This is a genomic window from Rhizobium azibense, assembly GCF_004342325.1.
In the GTDB taxonomy this organism is placed as follows: Bacteria; Pseudomonadota; Alphaproteobacteria; order Rhizobiales; family Rhizobiaceae; genus Rhizobium; species Rhizobium etli_B.
Genome location: NZ_SMBJ01000015.1, coordinates 54,150 through 73,437, shown reverse-complemented (window position 1 = coordinate 73,437; position 19,288 = coordinate 54,150). Strand labels below are relative to the sequence as shown.

The window sequence follows — 19,288 nt, the reverse complement described above, 5'->3', positions numbered from 1 at the left end:
GGGGGATTGTTCTCTCACCAGCACGCTTTACCCTCCCTGGATCAGATTCTGGCAACCAGCGTAAGGCTGGCGCCCGCGGCAAATCCCACGAGAACGAACAGCAGCAGCAGCAGGGGCTTTATTTCGCCGTTCGCACGCTTCCGCAACGCATTCAGGTTCTTCTCCATTCCTGCCACAACTCCATCCAGCCGCATCAGGTGGACGTCGAAATCATTCAGCCGTTGGCTCATATCCACCTTGAGGCTTTCGACGGCCTTGCTGACATCGGTGGGCCCGGCGGTCTCGGTCTTGTCGGCGTCGATTTCCGGTGCGCGCTGCAGCGAGCGCTGTGAGACCTGCAACTGCCGCTGCGCCGCCATCAGCAAATCGAGCTTATCGAGCACTTTCGCCAGCGGTGCGGCGATAAGAGCCTCGGCCGCCTGCTCGTCTGGCTGGGGAACGCGCAGGGCCTGCTCGGAACCGCTTCCATTCCGCGCCATGACGACAATATCGTTCGCCCGAGAATGGACGGGATCGGGCAGCGCGATCTCAAATGCGTGTTTGCCGTCGCCGATACCGTTGCGACGCAAGTCGGGGCGATTGCGGTCGGCAACAGCCTCGGCAATCACCTTGCCATCGAGGAGGACACGAATGGTCAGCCGTTGATCCGGCGCCATCGGGTCGAATGCCCAGCCGAAGATCCGGCCCATGTCAACGGCATCCACCCGGCCGTTCATCGGCTTGGCGTTGTCCTGTTCGGATGCGGCATCCGGTCGTTCAGCGGGACTGGTCATAAGCTCTCCAATGCCTGAGCCTGTGCCGTCTCCATCCACTTGAGGTAGCGGCGGGCGGTCGTGTCGATGTCGTCGGGCTTGCGAGCGTTTTCGGAGAGCCGGTGCAGCAGGTTCGGCTCTTCCACTATGTTCCGCATCGCCGCGGCGAGCGCTCGGGCATCGTTGGGTGGAACAGTCAGGCCGTTGACGCCATGCTCGATCATCTCAGCCATTCCTCCGATATTGCTGGCGATGACCGGACGGCCTTGAGCCTGGGCTTCCTGAATGACAAGCGGCGCGTTCTCCCACCAGACGGAAGGAACTATGGTGCAATCGACCGCGGCCACCAGATCGCCAATATCTTCGCGTCGATAGGGGCCCCTGGACTGCACCGATTCTGACGTTTCGGCAAAGCGCCGATTGATCTCATCGACGAAGGCCTCGCTCTGGAAAGGCGCTCCGCCATGGATGCGGAGTTCGAAATCAAGGCCATCGGCCAGAAGCTGGCGCGCCGCGTCGAGCAATACGGTCACCCCCTTCCAGGGGTTGAGATTTCCGAAATATCCGAAGACCGGTCTTCCGCCCTGGAGCAGCTCCCTTCGCGCGCCGGCATTTCGGGTGGGGATACCATTGGGAATGACGCTAATCGCACCTTCGTCCAGTCCCCAGAGCACGAAGCGTTCCCGTAAAAAAGCGCTTGGCGAGACGAAGTGGTCAACCGTGCTCAGCAGGGCCTTGAGGTGGCGTTCGCGCAAGGCAAAGCGATCGAGCGGAATGTCCTTGAAACAGCCATGGCAGCGGTCCGGGCTTGCTTGGTGACAAAGCTCCTTGCTGCCGGTGCGTACCATCAGGCCCTCGTGGTGGCAAATGGGATAGTAGTCATGGAGCGTCATGACGATCTGGCAGTGGGGTAAGGTGCGGCGGACGATATGAGGGAACTCGGCGCCAAGCAGCAGCAGGTGATGGAGGTGAACCACATCTGGCCGGAAATCGCGCAGCAACTCCGCTATGTCCGGCACAACACCATAAAGGTCGATCTGACTCATGAAGAAGCGATCGAAGTGTCCGGACCACAGCAGGACCTCATCTCCCGCCGAGCCGATGCTCTGAAAGCTCGTGCCCGGTCTGGCTTCGCGGTGAATTTGGTTCGTGGCGCCGAGAAACAGGGCTTCGTGCCCCTCGCGCTGGTAGGCGCGGAACAGGTCGTGAGCAAATATCTCCGTTCCACCCGGGTGAAGGGACGGATGGTTGTGGGCTGCCACCAGAATACGCTTGCTCATCGACCATTTCCCCGGCGCTTCGCCACGATGAAGTCCTGATGGTGGCCCGCGTTGGTGCCGCGCCAATGGCCAAGCGATTTCAAAGCGACGGAAAGGCCGGCCCGTTCGAGCGCCTTGTCCAGAAAGCCGTCTTCGAAACCGACCGCGGCAAGCGGTGGCTGGTTGGGTACGAACCAGCATGGGCTTTCGCCATAGCGGCGGAAGGGGAGACGCGGATCGCGCCGCCCGTGTTCGTTTGCCGCCGCGATCCGGTCGACCACGAAGGCGGTCATGAACAGGCGCCCGCCGGGTGACAGGATCCTGCGGATCTCGGCGAGGTAGACAAGGACCTCCGCGGGCGGCAGATGAGTGACCACGGACGTCATGATGACGAAGTCGAAATGGCGATCCGGAAAAGGAAGCGTCAAGGCCATCCCGCTGATCTTGCCGTTCGGATTGTACAGCTCGTGAGCGATGTCCAGTTGCCGGAAGGCGAAATTGGGGTAGGCAGGCGCAATCGTTCGCTGGCACCAGCCAATACCGCTCTCGACTGGATCGACACCATCGTAGCGGCTCGTTTTCGGATCGAGATATTGGGTAAGCGGCACGGCCATCCGGCCGATGCCGCACCCGATGTCGAGAACGCGGCTGTCTTGGCGCAGGCCGCCGATGCGAATGAAATAACCGAGAAACTCCGCTCCTATCGCGCGAAAATCCCCGTCTCCCACGAAGACGTTGGTGGATTCCGGTTGCGGAAGAAAACGATTGCCCCGAACAGATTCGATTAGCCAGCGAACACGGTCTTCATCGATTAGCCGGGCCGGCTTGGTGGGGTGCAGGAGTGCCGCATGAGTCACGCTGCGTTCCTCTTCCGGATTCTCATGCCCGCCGCGGCGGGTCGATCGTGGTCCCTATCGAACAGGTTCGCCATCAGTTCGGCGATATCCTCCTCCCAGCGCTGCGTGTGCAGCCATGAATTGTATTGGCTTGCAACGCCGCGCATGTAGTCCTGGCTGCGGCGGATCGAGCGACGCTCGAAATGATACAGGCACGCTGCCGGCTCATAGGCAATCTGGAGCCCGACGCGACGGATCTTGAGGCACAGGTCGCTGTCCTCGTAGTCGCCGATCACGTAGTCCTCGGTGTACCCGCCAACGCGCTCGTAGGTGTCTCTGCGGGTCACAAGGCAAGCGCCGGTAACCCCAGGGACGTCGCGGGCTTGTTGCGCAGGCACGTAGTCGCCAGGCATGCCCTTGTGGAAATGGTGGTTCAGCCAGATCCCGCGCTGGTCGCGGCCGAAGTACAGTCCAGCGTGCTGCAGCGATCCGTCTTCGTAGATCAGTTTCGGGCCGACGGCACCCAGCTCGTTGCTTTTCAAAAGCGCTCGCGACAACACCTGAAGCCAGCCTGGCGCGCAAGGCACGACATCTGAATTGAGCATGACCAGTATGGCGCCGCGTGCAAAACGCGCGCCGGCATTGCAAGCACGCGCATAGCCGCCGTTGCGATTCATAACGACCAACTTCATCGGCAGCCCGTGCAGGAGGTGCAGGCCGCCCAGCAGGTGCTCCGTCTGATCCTGGATTTCCGGTGAATCGAGGACATAGATGACCTCCGCGTTGGCTGCGAGCCATGGATCCGTGGCCATCCCCGACAGTTGGAAGCGCAGGAAATCGAGAACCCGATAGAGGGGCACGACAATGGAAACGAGGGGTGGGCTTTTGGGCAAGCTGTAGTCCTTCGTGCTGTCGACCTCTATGGTCTTGCCCAATCGTCGTTCTATATCCTGCAGGGCAGGGGCGAGAATCGTGCGGAAGGCACCGTCGACCGCATGCTGTGGCGGCACGGCGCGCAGGACATGGTTTCGTTGTGTCGCGGGCTCGAAAGGCTGTGGCGTCGGTATCAGCGGCCTGACCGCTCCCGAGGCAAGGCGCATCTGAAATCGCGGTTGCAGGAGCGGCCCGGGGGATTCCGGCAGCGGGACCCAGGCAACGAAACCGGTCACATCGGTCTTGCTCTTCTCATCCTTCCCTTGCGCCCATGCCGGAAATTCGTAGCTGTTGGCGTCGAGCGGCACGGCCGTGCCGTCCTCCTTGACGTAGTCGATGCCGGCGAACGCGGATGACGGCGCATGGAACCAGCCGCCGGCAAGCAGACCGTCGTCGAGCGCCAGAGCGAGATCGACCTCGCCGGACGGATGCATCGATGACTTGGCAATCCGACTTGACGCCAGTGGTGCACAAACTTGAAGGTCGATCGCCGTGGCGGCGCCGCTTTCCGGCAACGTGGCGAGTCGACGGACAATCATTTCGCGCAGTTCCACCGCCTCAAGGTTTTTGCCCCACCAACTCTGAAGACTGGGATGGCGAGGCTTGCCGTCAGCAAGCTGGCGAATGGCGACGCCGTTCTTGCTCAGGAGGACGATGAGAAACGGAGGGGAAGGCACTTCTGCGATGAAATGGCACGATTGCATGCCGTTTTTTGCGTTGCGTCCGCGAACAAGTCTTACGGCCATGCGTGTAATCGAAGCTGCGCCGATCGCATAGATCGCTGTGATGTCGCCAAGATCCGGATTGATAGCCGTCTCAATCAGATGGCTTCCCCGCGCAATCTGGCAGACGATGCTGGCGGCCTGCGGTTGGGGCACGAGCGCGTGAAGGGCGTCTTCGACCACCATGTTGAAAAGATGGTCGCTGGCGATGCGAAAGGCGCTTCGCCACACGGTCAGCAGGTTGTTGACGAACTTGATGCGGGCATCCGGCGCGAGATCCGCAAACAGTGTCTCCACATCGAGGGGCACGAGCGTGCGCGCCGGATGCATCACGATGGTTTCGGCGGTGCTGCCGTGTTCCGTGCAAATGCCGACACTCACCGGCTGCTTTTCCGGTCTCATCGCCCAGAACATTCGTTGCCTTCCGTTGCCAAGAGGCAGCATCATGCTGACGAGCGGTATCGGTGACTGGTCCATGGACAACAGGCACTTTGTGGTGGCGGGAAGGGACGGGGGGAGATCCCAGATAAGGACGGCCAGCTCCGCGCCGAGCCGAAAGATCTTTGCGTTTCTGAAAACGCCAGTGGCGTCTATCGATTCGTCGAACGTCACACGCTATCCTCTGGATCGGAGTTGCGCGCCCCACGGGAGGAGGCAGGGCGCACAGAAATCATATTCAGTGAACGGTGAAGTAGTTCTCGGGATTGGCATGGATGTCGTCGGCATCGACATTTACCAATGTGAGCGTATCGCCATGGCCGAGATCCACGACGACATTGCCCCCCACCTGCGTGACACGCGAGGCCAGGTCTTCGGGCGAAGACACGTCGAGGCCATTGATGCCCTTCGAGATCTGCAGCAGATCCTCGCCAGCGTTAAAGTCGAGGATGACGTCATTCCCGCCGCCGCCGTCGAAGACGAAGATGTCGTGGCCAGCACCGCCTGCCAGGACGTCGTTGCCAGCACCGCCATCCATGATGTCAGCACCATCGCCGCCATAAAGTATATCGGCGCCCTTGCCGCCGGACAGGAGGTCGCTTCCCTGGCCGCCGAGCAGGGTGTCGTTGCCCTTGTCGCCGTACAGAAGATCATCACCCCAGCCGCCGACGAGGTTGTCGTTCCCGTTTTCGCCGTTCAACAAGTCGCTGTCATCGCCGCCGAACAGGGAATCGTTTCCCTTTCCGCCGAACAGCAGGTCGTCACCGTCGTCACCGAACACGAGGTCGTGCCCGTTGCCGCCGCTCACGAAATCAGCGCCCCCATGGGCGCGAATGAAGTCGTTAAAGCGGGAGCCGAACAGCGCATCGTCGTATGCTCCGCCTTCCAATGTGGCCATCTGCCTCTCCTCTTCGGATTTGATATTCATGCGTCTCGGCGCAGGGTGCGACGATTTCGCGCCTGAAATGTGCACTGCAAAAAACCGAAGTGCAACATATCTTGAATCTAAAATGTCCTGTCTTGAGAAATATATTTCCCAAATTGAATATTATTGGCACATTGTTTCGATAATGTCCGGGATAATAAAGTAATATGCAAATATTTTACTTTGGAATAACTTCAAAACTTGAAATAATTTCTGCTATGCAGCATTCCAGTTTCCTTGAAATCTAGTCTTCCCTGAACGCGCGATTGAAGCTCTCGAGGACGGGAGAAGTGAGGTAGTCGATCGCACGGCGTGACTCGTGGATGATCAGCACCTCCGCGGGCATGCCGGGATAGAGGTGGACATCCGGGTTTGCCTTGAGCGATGCCGGATCGAGTTTGGCGCGCGCGACGAAAAACGCACTGTTTGACTTTTCATCTACCGACTGGTCCGCGGCGACATATGTAATGGTGCCTTCCATCGGCAGGCGGGAGCGCTGATTATAGGCTGTCAGCCGCACTTGCGTATGCGAGCCCACGGAAATGCTGTCGATGTCGCGAGGATTGACGCGCATTTCGACCAGCAGGGGCTCGTTTTCCGGAACGATCTCGAGCAACGGCTGGCCGGGCGTGACCGCGCTGCCAGGGGTGCGCAGCAAGATGTTGCTGATGATGCCATCCTGCGGAGAGCGAATCTCAAGGCGCCGCAGCACGTCCTTCGAAGCGACGATCTGCTCTTCGACGTCCGCCAGATCGATGCGTGCCGTGGTGATTTCGCCGGCAATCGTCGACTGAAAGTCACTTTCGATCCCGGTCAGCGCAAGCTGTGCGCCTGCTGCGGCTTTTTCTGCCTGGGCCTTGTTGCCGACGAGTTCGCCCCGTTCCCTCGCAAGCTCACTTAGCTTGGAGTCGATTTCGATGAGTTGCGTGCGCGGTGCCGCGCCTTTTTTCGTCAACGTTTCCGTCGCCGTCCGGTGCTCTTTCATGAGATCGATTTGCTGGTCGGTCGCCTGGATCTGGATGCCGAGCGACGTTGCTTGTTCGAGGTGCTCCTCGATGGTCTTTTGCTGGACCTCGACGCGTCCGACCTTGGTCTCGCGCCGCTTTTCGAAAAATATCGTCTCCGCCCTGACGGCGTCATCGACCGTATCGTCCCGGCTGTCATCCAAATCGCGTGGAAAGCTGATTTGCGGCATGTCAGTCTGCTCGGCTTTCAATCGCGCCAGTTTTGCGATCAGGCCAATGCGTCGGATTTGGAGCGACTGCAGGCTGGAACGGGCGCGCGTATCCTCCAACGCGATCAGGGGCTGCCCGGCGGAAACTTTGTCACCCTCCTGAACGAGCAGTAGACTCATCACGCCGCCTTCGAAATGGCTGATAGTCTTTCGCTTCGAATCGACGATGACCGTGCCGTTGGCGACCGTCGCGCTGCTGAGCTCGACCGAAAAGGCCCAGGCAAAAAATCCACCGAAGGACACAAGGACCGTGGCGAGCCCCGCAACGACAAGACGACGAAGCGGCGAACGGCTATCAAACCGGTCGAATTCCAAGTTCGAGTAGCCAACATCCCGCGATGCCGGCTGATGCCGCTGGAGGCGACGTTCTGATAGATCGGAGCGGACCGCAAGAGGGCTCTTTTCAGTCATATTGCGGCTACCTCGCGGTGTGGTTCGCCCGGCATCGTGGTTGTCACCACGGCCGTTCGCGGTCCGAACTGTGTGATGCGGCCGTTTTCGAGCACGAGCAGCTTGTCGGCGACCTGCATGATGGCTGGCCTGTGAGCGATTATGATAACGATGGCGCCGTCGTCGCGCGCACGCTCGATCGCGCGGATAAGGGCCCGCTCGCCGATCGAGTCCAGGTTTGCGTTCGGTTCGTCGAGCACGATGAGGCGAGGCTGGTTGTAGAGGCAGCGCGCCAACGCTATGCGCTGCCGCTGCCCTCCCGAAAGGGTCAGATGTCCGTCGCCGACGGGTGTGTCGTAACCGAGTGGCAGGCGTCCGATCATTTCATGGATGTCGGCCAATCGCGCCGCCTCCAGCACCTTGTAGGGATCGCTGTCGGCCATTCGCCCAATGTTTTCTCGAATGGTGCCTTCCAAAAGCGAGACGGATTGCGGCAGATATCCGACCACCTGACCGAACGAGCCACGCTCCCAGAGATAGGTATTGTTGCCGTCGAGGAAGACGCCGCCGGACGTGGGGCGCAAGATGCCGACCAGCAGCCGCGCGAGTGTCGATTTGCCGGCCGCGGACGGACCGATCACGCCCAGAACTTCGCCCGGAGAGAGGGAGAAAGAAATGCCCTTGATGATGGGCACATCCAGCCCCGGAGCGGCGTAGACGAGCTTATCGACCACGATGTCGCCCGACGAATGCGGCGTGGGCATCGTTTGGCGGATTGCAAGATCCGCCTTGAGAAGGGCCTCGAGGCGACGCCAGCCAGCGATCGCCAGCACCCATTGCCGCCAATTCTCGATGATCGAATCGAAGGGGATCAATAGGCGCCCGACAAGAATGCTCGATGCCATCATGGCGCCGGGCGTGATTTCCTGCTCCAGCACCAGATAGGCTCCGGCTGCCAGCGTCATGATCTGGATGGAATAGCGCAGGCTGCGGGTGATGGACGACATCGCCTTGCTCCTGCACCCACTCGTTTCAAAGGCACTGAGAGCCTGCAGTTGAAGGGCGCGCCAACGATTCGCCAGAGCTGGCAGCATGCCCATCGCCTCGATGGCCTCGGCATGTCGCAGCGAAGCGCCAATCCTGGACACGGCCTCGATATTTGTTTGGTTCGCCTCCTTGGTGAGTTGGTGCGTCAACATGTCGGTGACCAGGCCGCCGCAAATGAGCAATGCGGCGGAGACGGTTCCGATAAGACCAAAAAGCGGATGCAAAAGGAAAAGGGCGCCGAGGAAAATCGGTGACCAGGCAGCATCCAGGGGCGCACTGACCGCTGACGAGGTCAGGAAGCTTCGTAGTTCTGCGATGTCCCGAAGCGACTGGGTCGCGCGCGACAGGCCCTGATCCACAGAAGCCTGAACGGCGGCCGCCAGGACAGGCATGTTCATCCGGCGCACGAGCGCGCCTCCGATGGCTTGGAAAGAGAGGGCACGGATGAATTCCAGAACACCGAGCACCACAAGGGCGCCGACGGCCAAGATGGTGAGCATTGCAAGTGTGTCCATGCTCTGACTGTTGAGTACCCTGTCATGAACCTGCAGCATGAACAGAGGCATCGTCAGTTGTAATAGATTCAGACACACGCTTAGTGCCGCTGCATAAAGCAACCCTGACAAGAATACACGCTTTGCTTGTATCACTAGCAACCTTGGACTGTCCTGTTTTTGGCCTCCCCCGGTTTTCCCTTTGCTTATTGTCTCATTATGAACTGACTCACGCATGAAATTTGCCTCGAGTTAACGTTAGATCCATCTGTTGGAGGACAGATTTGGTTGTAACTGAGCCTAAGGATAGTATTGCTTCGACCAATCTGGCACAAAACGACGAACTTGTGCAAGCTCATGGTGATTGATGGTGATGAGCGTATTTGAATATTACTTCAAATTTTGAAGTATTTTCTTGAAACGGAGAGTCGAATGAAAGAAAATGATGTGTTCAGTTTGCTGGCGGAACTGAATGACGATCCGAGTCTTCGAATAAGCCAGACAGTACAAACAGACCCCCGGCTTCCTCAGGGTGCCGAGCTTGGGGACCTCCAGCAGGTTACGTATTTCGAGCTCGCTCGCCTCATGGAGCGGGCAAGCCGGCGCTTCTCGGGCCTGATCCGCGCGGAGCTGACCAAGCTTCGTGTAGACGATATCGGGCCGGCGCAGGCGATGATTCTGCTGGCAATCGGCGATTCGGAACTGTCGGTCGCCGAGCTTCTGGATCGTGGGCATTATGTCGGCTCCAACGTTTCCTATTATCTGAAGCAGCTTGGCGATGGCGACTACATCGATCGCGTTGCCTCCCAGCGCGACAAGCGGTCGGCGCGCATCAAACTGACAGAGAAGGGACGCCAGCTCAGGGCGAATCTGCGCGACGCGGCGATGGCCTATGAGCGTGCGGTGAATCGTGGCGACCAGGACCAGCGGATGCTTGAGACGGCTTTCCAGACGCTGCACCAGCTCGAGCTGGCCTGGGGCAGCGCCTCACGGTACGGCGTCTGAGCGGTGAGTGATGCCGTGCACCTTGCAGGGGCGGGCTAGACGCGATGCACGTGGCGTTTGTTCATCGTCGGGGTTTCGGTCAGTTCGCTGCCTTGGCCGCTCAGCTCGCGCAGGCGGGAAATGAGGTTAGCCTCATCACCGAGACCATAGACCAGAAGATCCCATCCGTTCGCGTCGTTCGACATCGAGCAGAATCGGGTCCGCGTGCAGATCCGCATATGGCGAGACACATGGGTACTCCCGATCACCATGCGCGAATCGGCCATCGCGTTGCCGAAACGCTCGACGCCATGGCGCGGCAAGGGCTGGTACCCGACGTTGTCGTCGGCCATATCGGCTGGGGAAGCATGATGTTCTTGAAGGACGTGCTGCCGCGGGTGCCCGCATTGGGGTATTGCGAGTTCTTCTACCGATCGGAAGGGGCGGACATCGGGTTTTCCCCCGACGATCAGCCCGATCTGGAAACGCGCAAGAGGCTGCGGCTGCGCAACATCGCGCAGCTCCTATCCCTTGAGGCCATCGAGGCCGGCATTAGCCCCACACATTGGCAGAGAAGTCTGTACCCCGCCGACGCCCGGGGGCGCATTTCGGTATGCCACGAGGGGATCGATACGGCGCGGTTTCGACCGGACCCATCAACTACGGTCACGCTTTCGGACGGGCGTGTGCTCAGCGCCGGTCGTTCTCCCATTGTCACCTTTGTCGCGCGCGACCTTGAGCCGTATCGCGGATTTCCACAGGTCTTGGAGGCTGCCGCCAAGGTTGTGCGCCAACGCCCCGATGCTTTGTTCGTTTTCGTCGGAGGGGATGGCATCAGCTATGGTGTGCCGCCGCCCGGCGGCGGGGCGTGGAAGGATCATCTCCTCAAAACCCTGGATATACCGCGGGAGAATATCCTCTTTCCCGGCGCGGTGCCGCATTCGGTTTTGCGCCAGCTTTTCCAGATCTCGGCCGCGCACATCTACCTGACCTATCCGTTCGTTTTGTCGTGGTCGATGTTGGAGGCGATGGCGTGCGGCGCCCTGGTCATCGGATCGGACACAGCGCCCGTCCGGGAGGTTATACGCTCCGGCCGGAACGGCCTTTTGGTGCCGTTCTTCGATACGGACGCACTCGCTGAGGCCATTCTCGGCGCCCTGAAGAGTCCCGAACGGCATTTTGGGATGCGTGCCGCGGCGCGCCGGACAGTGGAGAGGCGTTTTCGGCTCATGGACTGCCTCGATCGCCAACAATATCTTCTTGAGAAATTGACTGGAAAGTTACTTCGCCGCAATGCAGAGATGAATTTATGATTATTACTTTGATTTTTAAAGTATATATGAAATATTTTTCTTTGCGGCGGCTGATTTTTATTATTGTGCACTGCAATGTTAGTTGTTAGGCTCCCCTGTATATGGCGCGGTATGATTTGGATAAATATCTGAATATTCGGCGTCTTTGCTTTTTGTTCCGTGATAATTCTTCAGAGGCCGCGCGTGCAAGAATTGACGTCTTCCGGCATTGGGAAACGACTGGTGACGAGAAAGCTAATAGCGGCATCGGACCGGGATCGATCATGCTTCGAAGGGAGCGATATGGAGCATCTGGTTGTTTACCTCGATGTCGATGGCCATCCCCCAGCGACATTGGAGAATGCTTTTCCATTGATCGCCGTCGCCTTTTCCGAAGAGGGCGAGGCGGATTTGCGGGAGCGTCTGGCGCTGCTTGGACCACTGGGAACTGTCCCCGCGGTTCCCATGCAGCGGCTTGATCCCGTCAACAAGTCGGACAGCTTTCCGCTTCTGCGGGCGCTGACCGAGGGCGGCGTGGGCCGGCTTGCCCGATACAGCGCCTCAATCACCTCGGAACTTGCGATCCTGCGCCGGGAACGCGAGACGCTGCTGGAAAACTACCGGGCGCTCGAAGATGCTTTCCAGGCGCGAAACTGGGAGCCGGTTTCTGAAGTTTTCTCCCATGATCCCTACGCCGATCCAAAGGACGAGGGGATCGGGCAATTGCTTGCCGCCGCCTTCGTCGAGCAACTGTTGCCAATATCCAGCCTTGGCGTGGCAGGGTTTGCCCTTCACCTGCACTCGGTGCCCAGGACCGCCGGAGAGCTTGTCGTCGTATTGAGCTACCTCGAGAGCGGCGAAGGAGTCGCCGAGTGGACGGTACCCTATGCGCAACTCGTGCCGAACTGGAATTTCTTCTCGCTGCCCCGGGCCTGCGGAGGGGCTGCACGCACGCTTCGGCTGCGGATCTCGGCGACCGGACCGGAGACCATCGGCCTTTCTCTCGGCTATCCGATCGCCGGCGAACGCTATTCGGCGCGGTCGGAACTCCCGCATCCGGATCTCGACCTGCGCCCGCTGGCGTTCAAAGTGTTTACGGGACTGCCCGGGGTAAAGCCCGCCAGAACACCCAACATGATTGCGCCCAGCAGCCTGCTCGAAGGCCAGTACACTGTCGATTATCGCCTGGCGGTCTCTACGTTGAGCCAGATCGCGGACGTTTCGGTCACGCCGATCGTGCCGGAATTCCAGACGGTGCGCTTCCTCGAGCATGAGCATGCTGTTGTCTGCCACCCGTTGTCGAGCGGCATATCGGCAGGCGCGGTCAGTCGCGCCGTCGAGCCCGGGACGATATCCTTCTCGGCGAGCGCCTTTATCGATCATCCCGAAGGTCAGCCCGCGGCGGTCAGCTTCCTGATCGCACCGGCCAATTCAAATGCGCGTTCCGAAGTGGCCGAGCTTGCGCGAAAGGGCGCCGCCAAACCGTCCGCATTCTTCAGCGGATGGCGTGAAGTCAGCTCCAGTGAGGTCGTCAACATCAACATCCAGCTGGACGAGCCGGCACGCGGCCCGATGGACCTGATGATTCTCAGCCGCGCAGTCACGGATTCGGTCGATTTCTCCTGGCTCAAGGTGTCCGGCTTCAGGTTGGTCAAACAGTTTACGGAGGCCGCCGATGTCCAGTAACAGGGAGCCAACGGACCTGATCGCCGTGGCCATGCCCCTTTACGGTCACGCGGCACTTGCCCTGGAGGCGATCGAGTCGGTATTTGCCTCGAATGTTAGCAGCTGCCGGATCGTCATTGTCGTCTCGGTCGACGGCGATCCACGGCACGAGACGTTCGATCAACTGTTGCTCTATGCCGCGGCCCATCCTTGCATCCATGTCGTGTTCGGCCAAAACGCCGGTCCGGGTGGCGCGCGTAATCGCGCCATCAACTTCGTCCTCGAGCGCTTTCCAGAGACGAAGGCTGTCTATTTCCTCGACGCCGACAATCGCGTCCTTCCCGGCACCATTGAGACGCTTTACCGGCACCTCCTCTCCAGTGGCTGCGGGTGGGTCTACACGAATATCGACACTTTTTCGGTAAGCTGGCGCGCTCACTACGGCAACCGCTATTCACGACTGGTCCACTGCATCACCGACAACATCTGCGATACCGGATCGATGATCTCGATCGATGTTTTTCAGCAAGGCGTTCGCTTCAACGACGACAGGCAGAACGGCTTCGAGGATTGGGAGTTCTGGCTGTCCTGCATCGAGCATGGTTTCGTCGGCACGCCCTGCCATGACACGGTCTTCGAGTACAGGCTGAGGGCGGAGAGCCGCTTCAAGGAGGCCAATCGAGACCGCGCCACGTCGGTAAGCTTCCTGCGCAAGCGCCACAGGCCGCTGTTCCAGCGCCCGATGCTGGTGGATTTCGAGCACGAGGAGTGCCCGCGCTACCTGTTTGCGCGAACGGAAGATACGGCGATCTCCTTCTTCACTGATCCTACCAAGCCACCGACGGTGCTTCGCCTCGACGACATCATCCCGGCATTCTGGGGCAATATCGGCGAGCCCGACAATGAACATTTCCCGCCTTTCCTGGTCGCCGGAAGCGGCGCGGCGCTCGACCTTCTGCGGCGTTCGCGCATGCTGCCGAACGTGCTTGCCCATCTTGAGCGCCTGAGCGAGAACAGCAACGTCGTCTTCGTCCAACTCGCCAACGATGCCGCCCAGCGCAAGATCGAGCCGATCGTTCATGGGGCTGGCGGACAAAAACTCGGCCCCGCGGATCTCGTTTTCCTTTCGATCCGGCTCGTCCAGGAGGTGGTCCAGAACAATGCTGTGGACTGGTTCGCCTCGATCGGAAGCCAGCAGGTATGGCCGACATCGACCGTTCTGAAAGTGCACTTCCCTTTTCCAAGAAGCCTCCCGCGCCGCTCTCTCATCACGCCTCAGCAGGTGATGATCAACTGCGTCAACGCGATTGCCATGAGCCCACTGCGCGAGACGGCCGGGAGGCGGTGGACCTGGCGTCCCGCCCGGCTCGTGCCCTACACTGATCTCTACAAGGCGCTGCGCAAGGAAGTCGGAGGATCACCAGTCCTGCCGCTCGGGCATAGCGAGGGCAAGCGGACCGTGGCGCTTCTCGTGCCGAATGCCTCGTTCGGAGGAGCCGAAAAGGTCGTCTATGCGGCCGCCCGGGAATTGAAAGTGGCGGGTTACGAAACCCATCTCTTCGTGCTCGGCACGTCAAGGATGGATGTCATCGATGAGTTCGATTCCAGCTTCGACTACATTCACTTCTGGGACGCGGGAGTTCCAGCCTGGGGAGGGTCGGGCTCATTCCTGGGGCAGGACTTCATCGACGAGGGGCATTCCGTCGACTGGGAGGCGCTGAAGGGACAGCTTTCCGGCTTCGACCTGGTCATCAACAATCACGTGATGGCCGTCCATCCCCTCATCGCGCGACTGCGCTCCGAAGGCACGCGCACGGCATGCTATCTCCACGTCGTGGACAGCACGGCCTTCAAAAGGCCTGCCGGCCAGCCCTTCGCAGCGATTGCCCACGAGCATTGCTACGACGCCTTCCTGACCTGCTCCGAACAGCTCAAGATCTATCTGCACAGCTACGGCGTCCCCCACGAGAAAATCTTCGCCGTTGCGAACGGAGCGAGCTTCTCGGTACCGCCCAAGACCCTGGCGGAGGTTCTGGCCGTCAGGCGGATCGAGCGCAGGGATGACCGCTTGCGGCTTCTCTACATGGGCCGGTTCGATCAACAGAAGGGTATAGACCGGCTGGCGGCAGCGCTCGCGGAACTGCGGGACTCCAAGGTCAACTTCGAAGCCCGGGCCATCGGAGGAGAAATCCTCGCCGATTCCAGGGTCTCCTGGAGCGAACGGCTGAAGGACCTGGGCGTCGACGTGCGCTCGCCCGTCTTCGCGAGCAAGGATCTGATCAAGGCGCTGGGCTGGGCTGACGTTCTCGTCATGCCCTCTCGATGGGAAGGCGCGCCGCTGATGATCGCCGAGGCGCAGCAACTCGGCTGCGTGCCCATCGCGACTGCGGTCGGTGCGGTGGACGAGCTCATTTCCGATGGCGAGGACGGCATACTCATCAACGCGCCTTCCGATCCTCAGGTGGTGAGGGAGGTGGCGCGGATCATCGAAGAGATTGCCCGCAATCGCGAGAGGCTCGCTCCGCTCATGGAGGGTTGCATCAGGACCGCCGCACGCCGGTCATGGGCTTCCTCTTTCTCGGATTTTATCTCGTGGAGCGATCGGTCCGTGAAGAATTCGTCACTGTCCCGCGCTGCGGTCTTTCGCGAGCAGGCGGCGGCAAATCCCGTGGTCGCGGCAATTGGCTGATTGCCGCGCCGCTTCTTAACAGAAAGGTCTAGTCGAATGCGTCCGCGAATTCTCGTGACGGGTATTCCCGGTCACTACACGCGCCTTGCCAACGGCGCCCACGGCCTGTCCGTCTCCTATGCGGAGCGACAGAAGCAGCCGGAAACGAAGGAAGAGTTTCTGCAGGAACTGCGCAACATCAGCAATACCGGGAACTACCTCATCGGTGAGGGCGCCCTGCATGCGCTCGCGCCACATGCGAAGCAAGTTCCCTTCTGGCATCTCTACAATTTGAGCAAGAACGGCAATGGGTTCGACGAGTTTAACGCCAACTTCGACATCTGCGTCTTCACCTGCGCGAACCTCTTGCGTAAAGGCCTCTCCGCGGACGCAGAGGCGGATGTCCTAAGCCGGCTTAACATGCCAATCGTCATGCTGGGCATCGGCCTGCAGAACCGCAAGGACCTTGAGAACAATCTTCCGGAGGGAACGAAGCGGCTTCTGGCCATCCTGAAGGAGCGTGAGCACTACTTCCTGACACGCGGCCACGAAACTGCCGGCTTCTTAAAGGACCAGGGTTTCTCCTTCGTGCGCCCGACCGGTTGCCCTTCAGTCTACTTCATGCCGGCCAACATGCGCCGGTCCATGAGGAAGCTGTCGAGCGTCAATATCGGCAAGGCGCGGACAATCTTTTCAGGCTACCTCGGCGGCAATCAGGATGCTATCGTCGATGCGAATGCGCTGACCCCGCCGGAAACCGTGCCGCAATACGTGGTGCAGGACGAGTTCCTCCACTTCGATATGAAGGTGGAGCCTAACGACGAGGGGCGCGTCTATGATTCCGCGTCGGGCCTGATGATCGGCGATATCGCCTATCCCGGCACCGAGCGGGAGAGGCGGCGGTTCGAGGCTCGCACCTTCTTCGACACCAACCAGTGGCGCGCCTGGGCCTCGTCGATGGACTTCAATTTCGGCCGTCGTTTCCACGGCTCGATCATCGCCATGCAGGCGGCCGTGCCGAGCCTGATGGTGGCGGTGGACGACCGCATGCGCGAGATGCTGGGCTTCACCGGCCTACCGGCCGTCGACATCACCGAGGTCGACAAGGCGGAGAACCGCGCCGAGTTCGTGGCCGATCATCTGGCAAAGCTCAACACGAATGAACTCGTCGACCGGTATTCCGACCGCGAGCGCGCCTTCCGCACTACGCTTCGTGAAATCGGCATTGGTCTATAGCGGCCAGAGGGCCATCACTTTTCGGTTCAGAGGACAGTTATGCGTATATTGCTTACGGGCATTCCATCCTATCTGCAGCGGACGATTGCGGACGTCTCAGGCACGACCGTCATCCATCGGCCCTATTTCGACGAGACCAGGACCAGGAAGGGCCTGATCTCGCAGGTCAGGAAGATCGCCAACACCGGCAACTATCTGATCGGCGAAGGAGCGGCTGAGAGCCTGCGCGGTCATGACGTCACCTATCTGCCGTTCTGGCATCTCGCCAACCATCGCGACTCGAACGAGCTTTACGAGCGCGTGAACCGCGAGTTCGACTTATGCGTCTTCGCCTCCGCCAATCTGTTGCGCCCCGGCTATTCCGCTGATCTGGAAGCGGAGATCTTCGCGAAGCTGAAGATGCCGATTGTGGTGATGGGCATCGGTATCCAGCGCAAGGAAGGCCTCAAGGATCAGCTGCCGGCCGGCACGATCAAGTTCCTGGAGGTGTTGAGGAACAAGGAAAGCTTCTTCCTCACGCGTGGCTACTTCACCGCCGAGTTCCTCAGGGAGCAGGGGATGAAGTTCGTCAAGCCGACGGGCTGCCCGTCGCTCTACTTCTCGCCGAACGACATGAAGCGCTCGCTTGCGGCACTTGCCAATCCGGGACTGGTGGAGGCCCAGAGGATCGCCTTCGGCGGCTATCTCGGTAGCGTTGCCGATACGATCGTGGATGCCCATGCGCTGCTCAAGCCCGACAGCGTGGCAAGCTATGTCGTCCAGGACGAAGTGGTTGCCTACAGCCTCTCCCTGACAGGCGACGACAATGACACAGTCTATGACCGGTCGAGCGGGCGCATCACGGGAGGGACGGAATACAAGCATTCGGAGAAATGGCAGCGGAAATACGAACTGCTGATCTATTTCGATACGAACCAGTGGCGCGGGGCGATGTCGGCGCGCGATCTCTGCTTCGGCCGCCGCTTTCACGGCTGCATCATCGGCATGCAGGCCGGCACGCCTGCCCTCATGATCGCCGTCGACGACCGGATGCGGGAGATGCTCGAATTTATCGGCTTCCCCTACATTGAGGCAGCCACCTGGAACAGGGAGTCGGACAAGCGTTCCTATCTTGCCAACTTCCTCGGCAAGATCGACACGCAGACCGTGATCGATCGTTACTCCGCTTGCGAGGCGAATTTCCGCAATGCTCTGGGGCAGATCGGACTTTGAGCGGATGAGGGCGCCGGCAAAGACGCGCATGCTCCTTGCTTGCGCGCTGGCAGTGGTTTGGGCCTTTATCCCGGTTCCACCAGCGGGCGCGGATGAGCCGCTTCCCGGTCGCATCGGCATTAACCGCGTAAATCTGGCCTGGGTTTCCCGCGCCGATCAGGAGCGCGTGCTGAAGGAGATCGCGGCAAGCGGCATCACCCATATCCGGCTTTCGCTGTCAAGGCCGGTGGACAAGAGCATTGACGCGCTCGAAATCGCGGACCGGCTGGGGCTGAAAATCCTCCTCGAGATCCAGCTCGGCAACAAAGACTACTATTCCTCGCAGGCACGTCCCCGCACCGGTTTCGGCCGCATCTGGGATGTTCAGCGGCTTTCGGATCTCGATCTCGATCTCTACCGAGCGCAGTTGCGCTCGGCGCTTCGCCGCATCGACGAAATGGGCATCCGCATCGACGGCGTCGAGCCTGGAAATGAAATAAACTATAGCGCTTACAATGGCGACCTCGCCGTCTACGAAAAACCCGGACGGCAGACGCCGCGTAACGTTTCGGAACTTGCAAATCGCTCGGCCTTCGAACGCGGGCTCGACGCATATGTCGGCGGCCTCCGCATCACCCGGGAAGAATTGCGGGCGACGGTCTATAGCCGCGACGCGCTTCTGATTTCGGCCGGACTTTCCGACGTCGGCACTGGCGAGGCCGACCGCCGCGGCATGGAACGGCTCGAACCGGGCGAGTTCATTTCGCTCCTGCGCAAGCGGGGGATCGATGCGCTGGTCGATGGCTACGGCATCCATCTCTATCCGGGGCGCAAGAATGATGCAGCGCTTGCGCGCTATGTAACGAGGCTTCTCGACTTTTGCCGGCCTGAAGGGGAAGGCAAGCCGTGCTGGGTGAGCGAATGGGGCATTGCCAACACCGAGCTTTCCTGTCCGGTCGATGATCGCGAGCGGGAAGTGGCGGTCCGTGCCGTGCGCCGCAGCTTCGCGGAGCTGATGGAGAAGGGAAGGCTGAAAGCTGCCTTCTACTATGACTGGGACACCCAACCGGTCTACAGCGTCTGGCGTTGCGGCGCCCTGAGCCCGGCCGGCGTTGCGGCCACCGAAGCGAACAGCGGCGGGGTAGCGAGATGACGGGTCAAGTCTGTCCGTTCCCGTAGCCGAGGTCCGCGCGGCCGCGCTGGGAAACGGTGACGGAAGGTC

Annotated in this window: 14 protein-coding genes; 7 read left to right on the top strand and 7 right to left on the bottom strand. The window is 60.2% G+C overall.

Going from position 1 to position 19,288, the window contains the following annotated elements; all coding sequences use genetic code 11:
* Positions 1-41: 41 nt before the first annotated feature.
* The 7 genes from EV130_RS29055 to EV130_RS29025 all read right to left on the bottom strand — a co-directional run bounded on the left by EV130_RS29055 (position 42) and on the right by EV130_RS29025 (position 9,267).
* Positions 42-773 carry a hypothetical protein gene (locus EV130_RS29055; protein ID WP_074062627.1) on the bottom strand — a complete coding sequence of 244 codons (732 nt, stop codon included), beginning with the start codon at positions 771-773 and terminating at the stop codon, positions 42-44.
* A complete protein-coding gene (locus EV130_RS29050; protein ID WP_132662434.1) occupies positions 770-2,032 on the bottom strand; it encodes a glycosyltransferase family 4 protein in 1,263 nt (420 codons plus the stop codon). Before EV130_RS29050 ends, EV130_RS29055 begins: the two co-directional genes overlap by 4 nt.
* On the bottom strand, positions 2,029-2,868 hold the full coding sequence (locus tag EV130_RS29045) for a class I SAM-dependent methyltransferase (RefSeq protein WP_132554002.1): 840 nt from the start codon (positions 2,866-2,868) through the stop codon (positions 2,029-2,031). Before EV130_RS29045 ends, EV130_RS29050 begins: the two co-directional genes overlap by 4 nt.
* Positions 2,865-5,114: a glycosyltransferase family 2 protein gene (locus EV130_RS29040; RefSeq protein ID WP_074062624.1), complete on the bottom strand. Its 2,250-nt coding sequence runs from the start codon at positions 5,112-5,114 to the stop codon at positions 2,865-2,867. Before EV130_RS29040 ends, EV130_RS29045 begins: the two co-directional genes overlap by 4 nt.
* Before the next feature lie 64 nt (positions 5,115-5,178).
* Positions 5,179-5,838, bottom strand: a complete 660-nt coding sequence (locus tag EV130_RS29035) for a calcium-binding protein (protein WP_132554001.1) — start codon at positions 5,836-5,838, stop codon at positions 5,179-5,181.
* A gap of 271 nt (positions 5,839-6,109) precedes the next feature.
* Positions 6,110-7,510: an HlyD family type I secretion periplasmic adaptor subunit gene (locus EV130_RS29030; RefSeq protein WP_132662432.1), complete on the bottom strand. Its 1,401-nt coding sequence runs from the start codon at positions 7,508-7,510 to the stop codon at positions 6,110-6,112.
* The gene (locus tag EV130_RS29025) at positions 7,507-9,267 is read right to left on the bottom strand and encodes a type I secretion system permease/ATPase (protein WP_074062622.1); all 1,761 of its coding nucleotides are present in this window, start codon (positions 9,265-9,267) and stop codon (positions 7,507-7,509) included. The genes EV130_RS29030 and EV130_RS29025 overlap by 4 nt, the downstream gene beginning before the upstream one ends.
* A gap of 195 nt (positions 9,268-9,462) precedes the next feature.
* Between EV130_RS29025 and EV130_RS29020 the strand changes: the two genes are divergently transcribed.
* From EV130_RS29020 to EV130_RS28990, 7 genes are all read left to right on the top strand, one after another.
* Positions 9,463-10,035, top strand: a complete 573-nt coding sequence (locus EV130_RS29020; RefSeq protein ID WP_132553997.1) for a MarR family winged helix-turn-helix transcriptional regulator — start codon at positions 9,463-9,465, stop codon at positions 10,033-10,035.
* Between the two features lie 44 nt (positions 10,036-10,079).
* Positions 10,080-11,327 (top strand): glycosyltransferase family 4 protein, encoded by a 1,248-nt coding sequence (locus EV130_RS29015; RefSeq protein ID WP_132662430.1) that lies wholly within the window; start codon positions 10,080-10,082, stop codon positions 11,325-11,327.
* A gap of 183 nt (positions 11,328-11,510) precedes the next feature.
* Positions 11,511-12,992 carry a DUF6212 domain-containing protein gene (locus EV130_RS29010; protein ID WP_132662428.1) on the top strand — a complete coding sequence of 494 codons (1,482 nt, stop codon included), beginning with the start codon at positions 11,511-11,513 and terminating at the stop codon, positions 12,990-12,992.
* A complete protein-coding gene (locus tag EV130_RS29005) occupies positions 12,982-15,660 on the top strand; it encodes a glycosyltransferase (RefSeq protein ID WP_074062620.1) in 2,679 nt (892 codons plus the stop codon). Before EV130_RS29010 ends, EV130_RS29005 begins: the two co-directional genes overlap by 11 nt.
* A 36-nt stretch (positions 15,661-15,696) precedes the next feature.
* Positions 15,697-16,875, top strand: a complete 1,179-nt coding sequence (locus EV130_RS29000) for a polysaccharide pyruvyl transferase family protein (RefSeq protein ID WP_132553993.1) — start codon at positions 15,697-15,699, stop codon at positions 16,873-16,875.
* Between the two features lie 39 nt (positions 16,876-16,914).
* Positions 16,915-18,087 carry a polysaccharide pyruvyl transferase family protein gene (locus EV130_RS28995; RefSeq protein ID WP_132662426.1) on the top strand — a complete coding sequence of 391 codons (1,173 nt, stop codon included), beginning with the start codon at positions 16,915-16,917 and terminating at the stop codon, positions 18,085-18,087.
* Positions 18,088-18,115: 28 nt separating this feature from the next.
* Positions 18,116-19,219: a glycoside hydrolase gene (locus EV130_RS28990; RefSeq protein WP_165918589.1), complete on the top strand. Its 1,104-nt coding sequence runs from the start codon at positions 18,116-18,118 to the stop codon at positions 19,217-19,219.
* Positions 19,220-19,288: the final 69 nt, after the last annotated feature.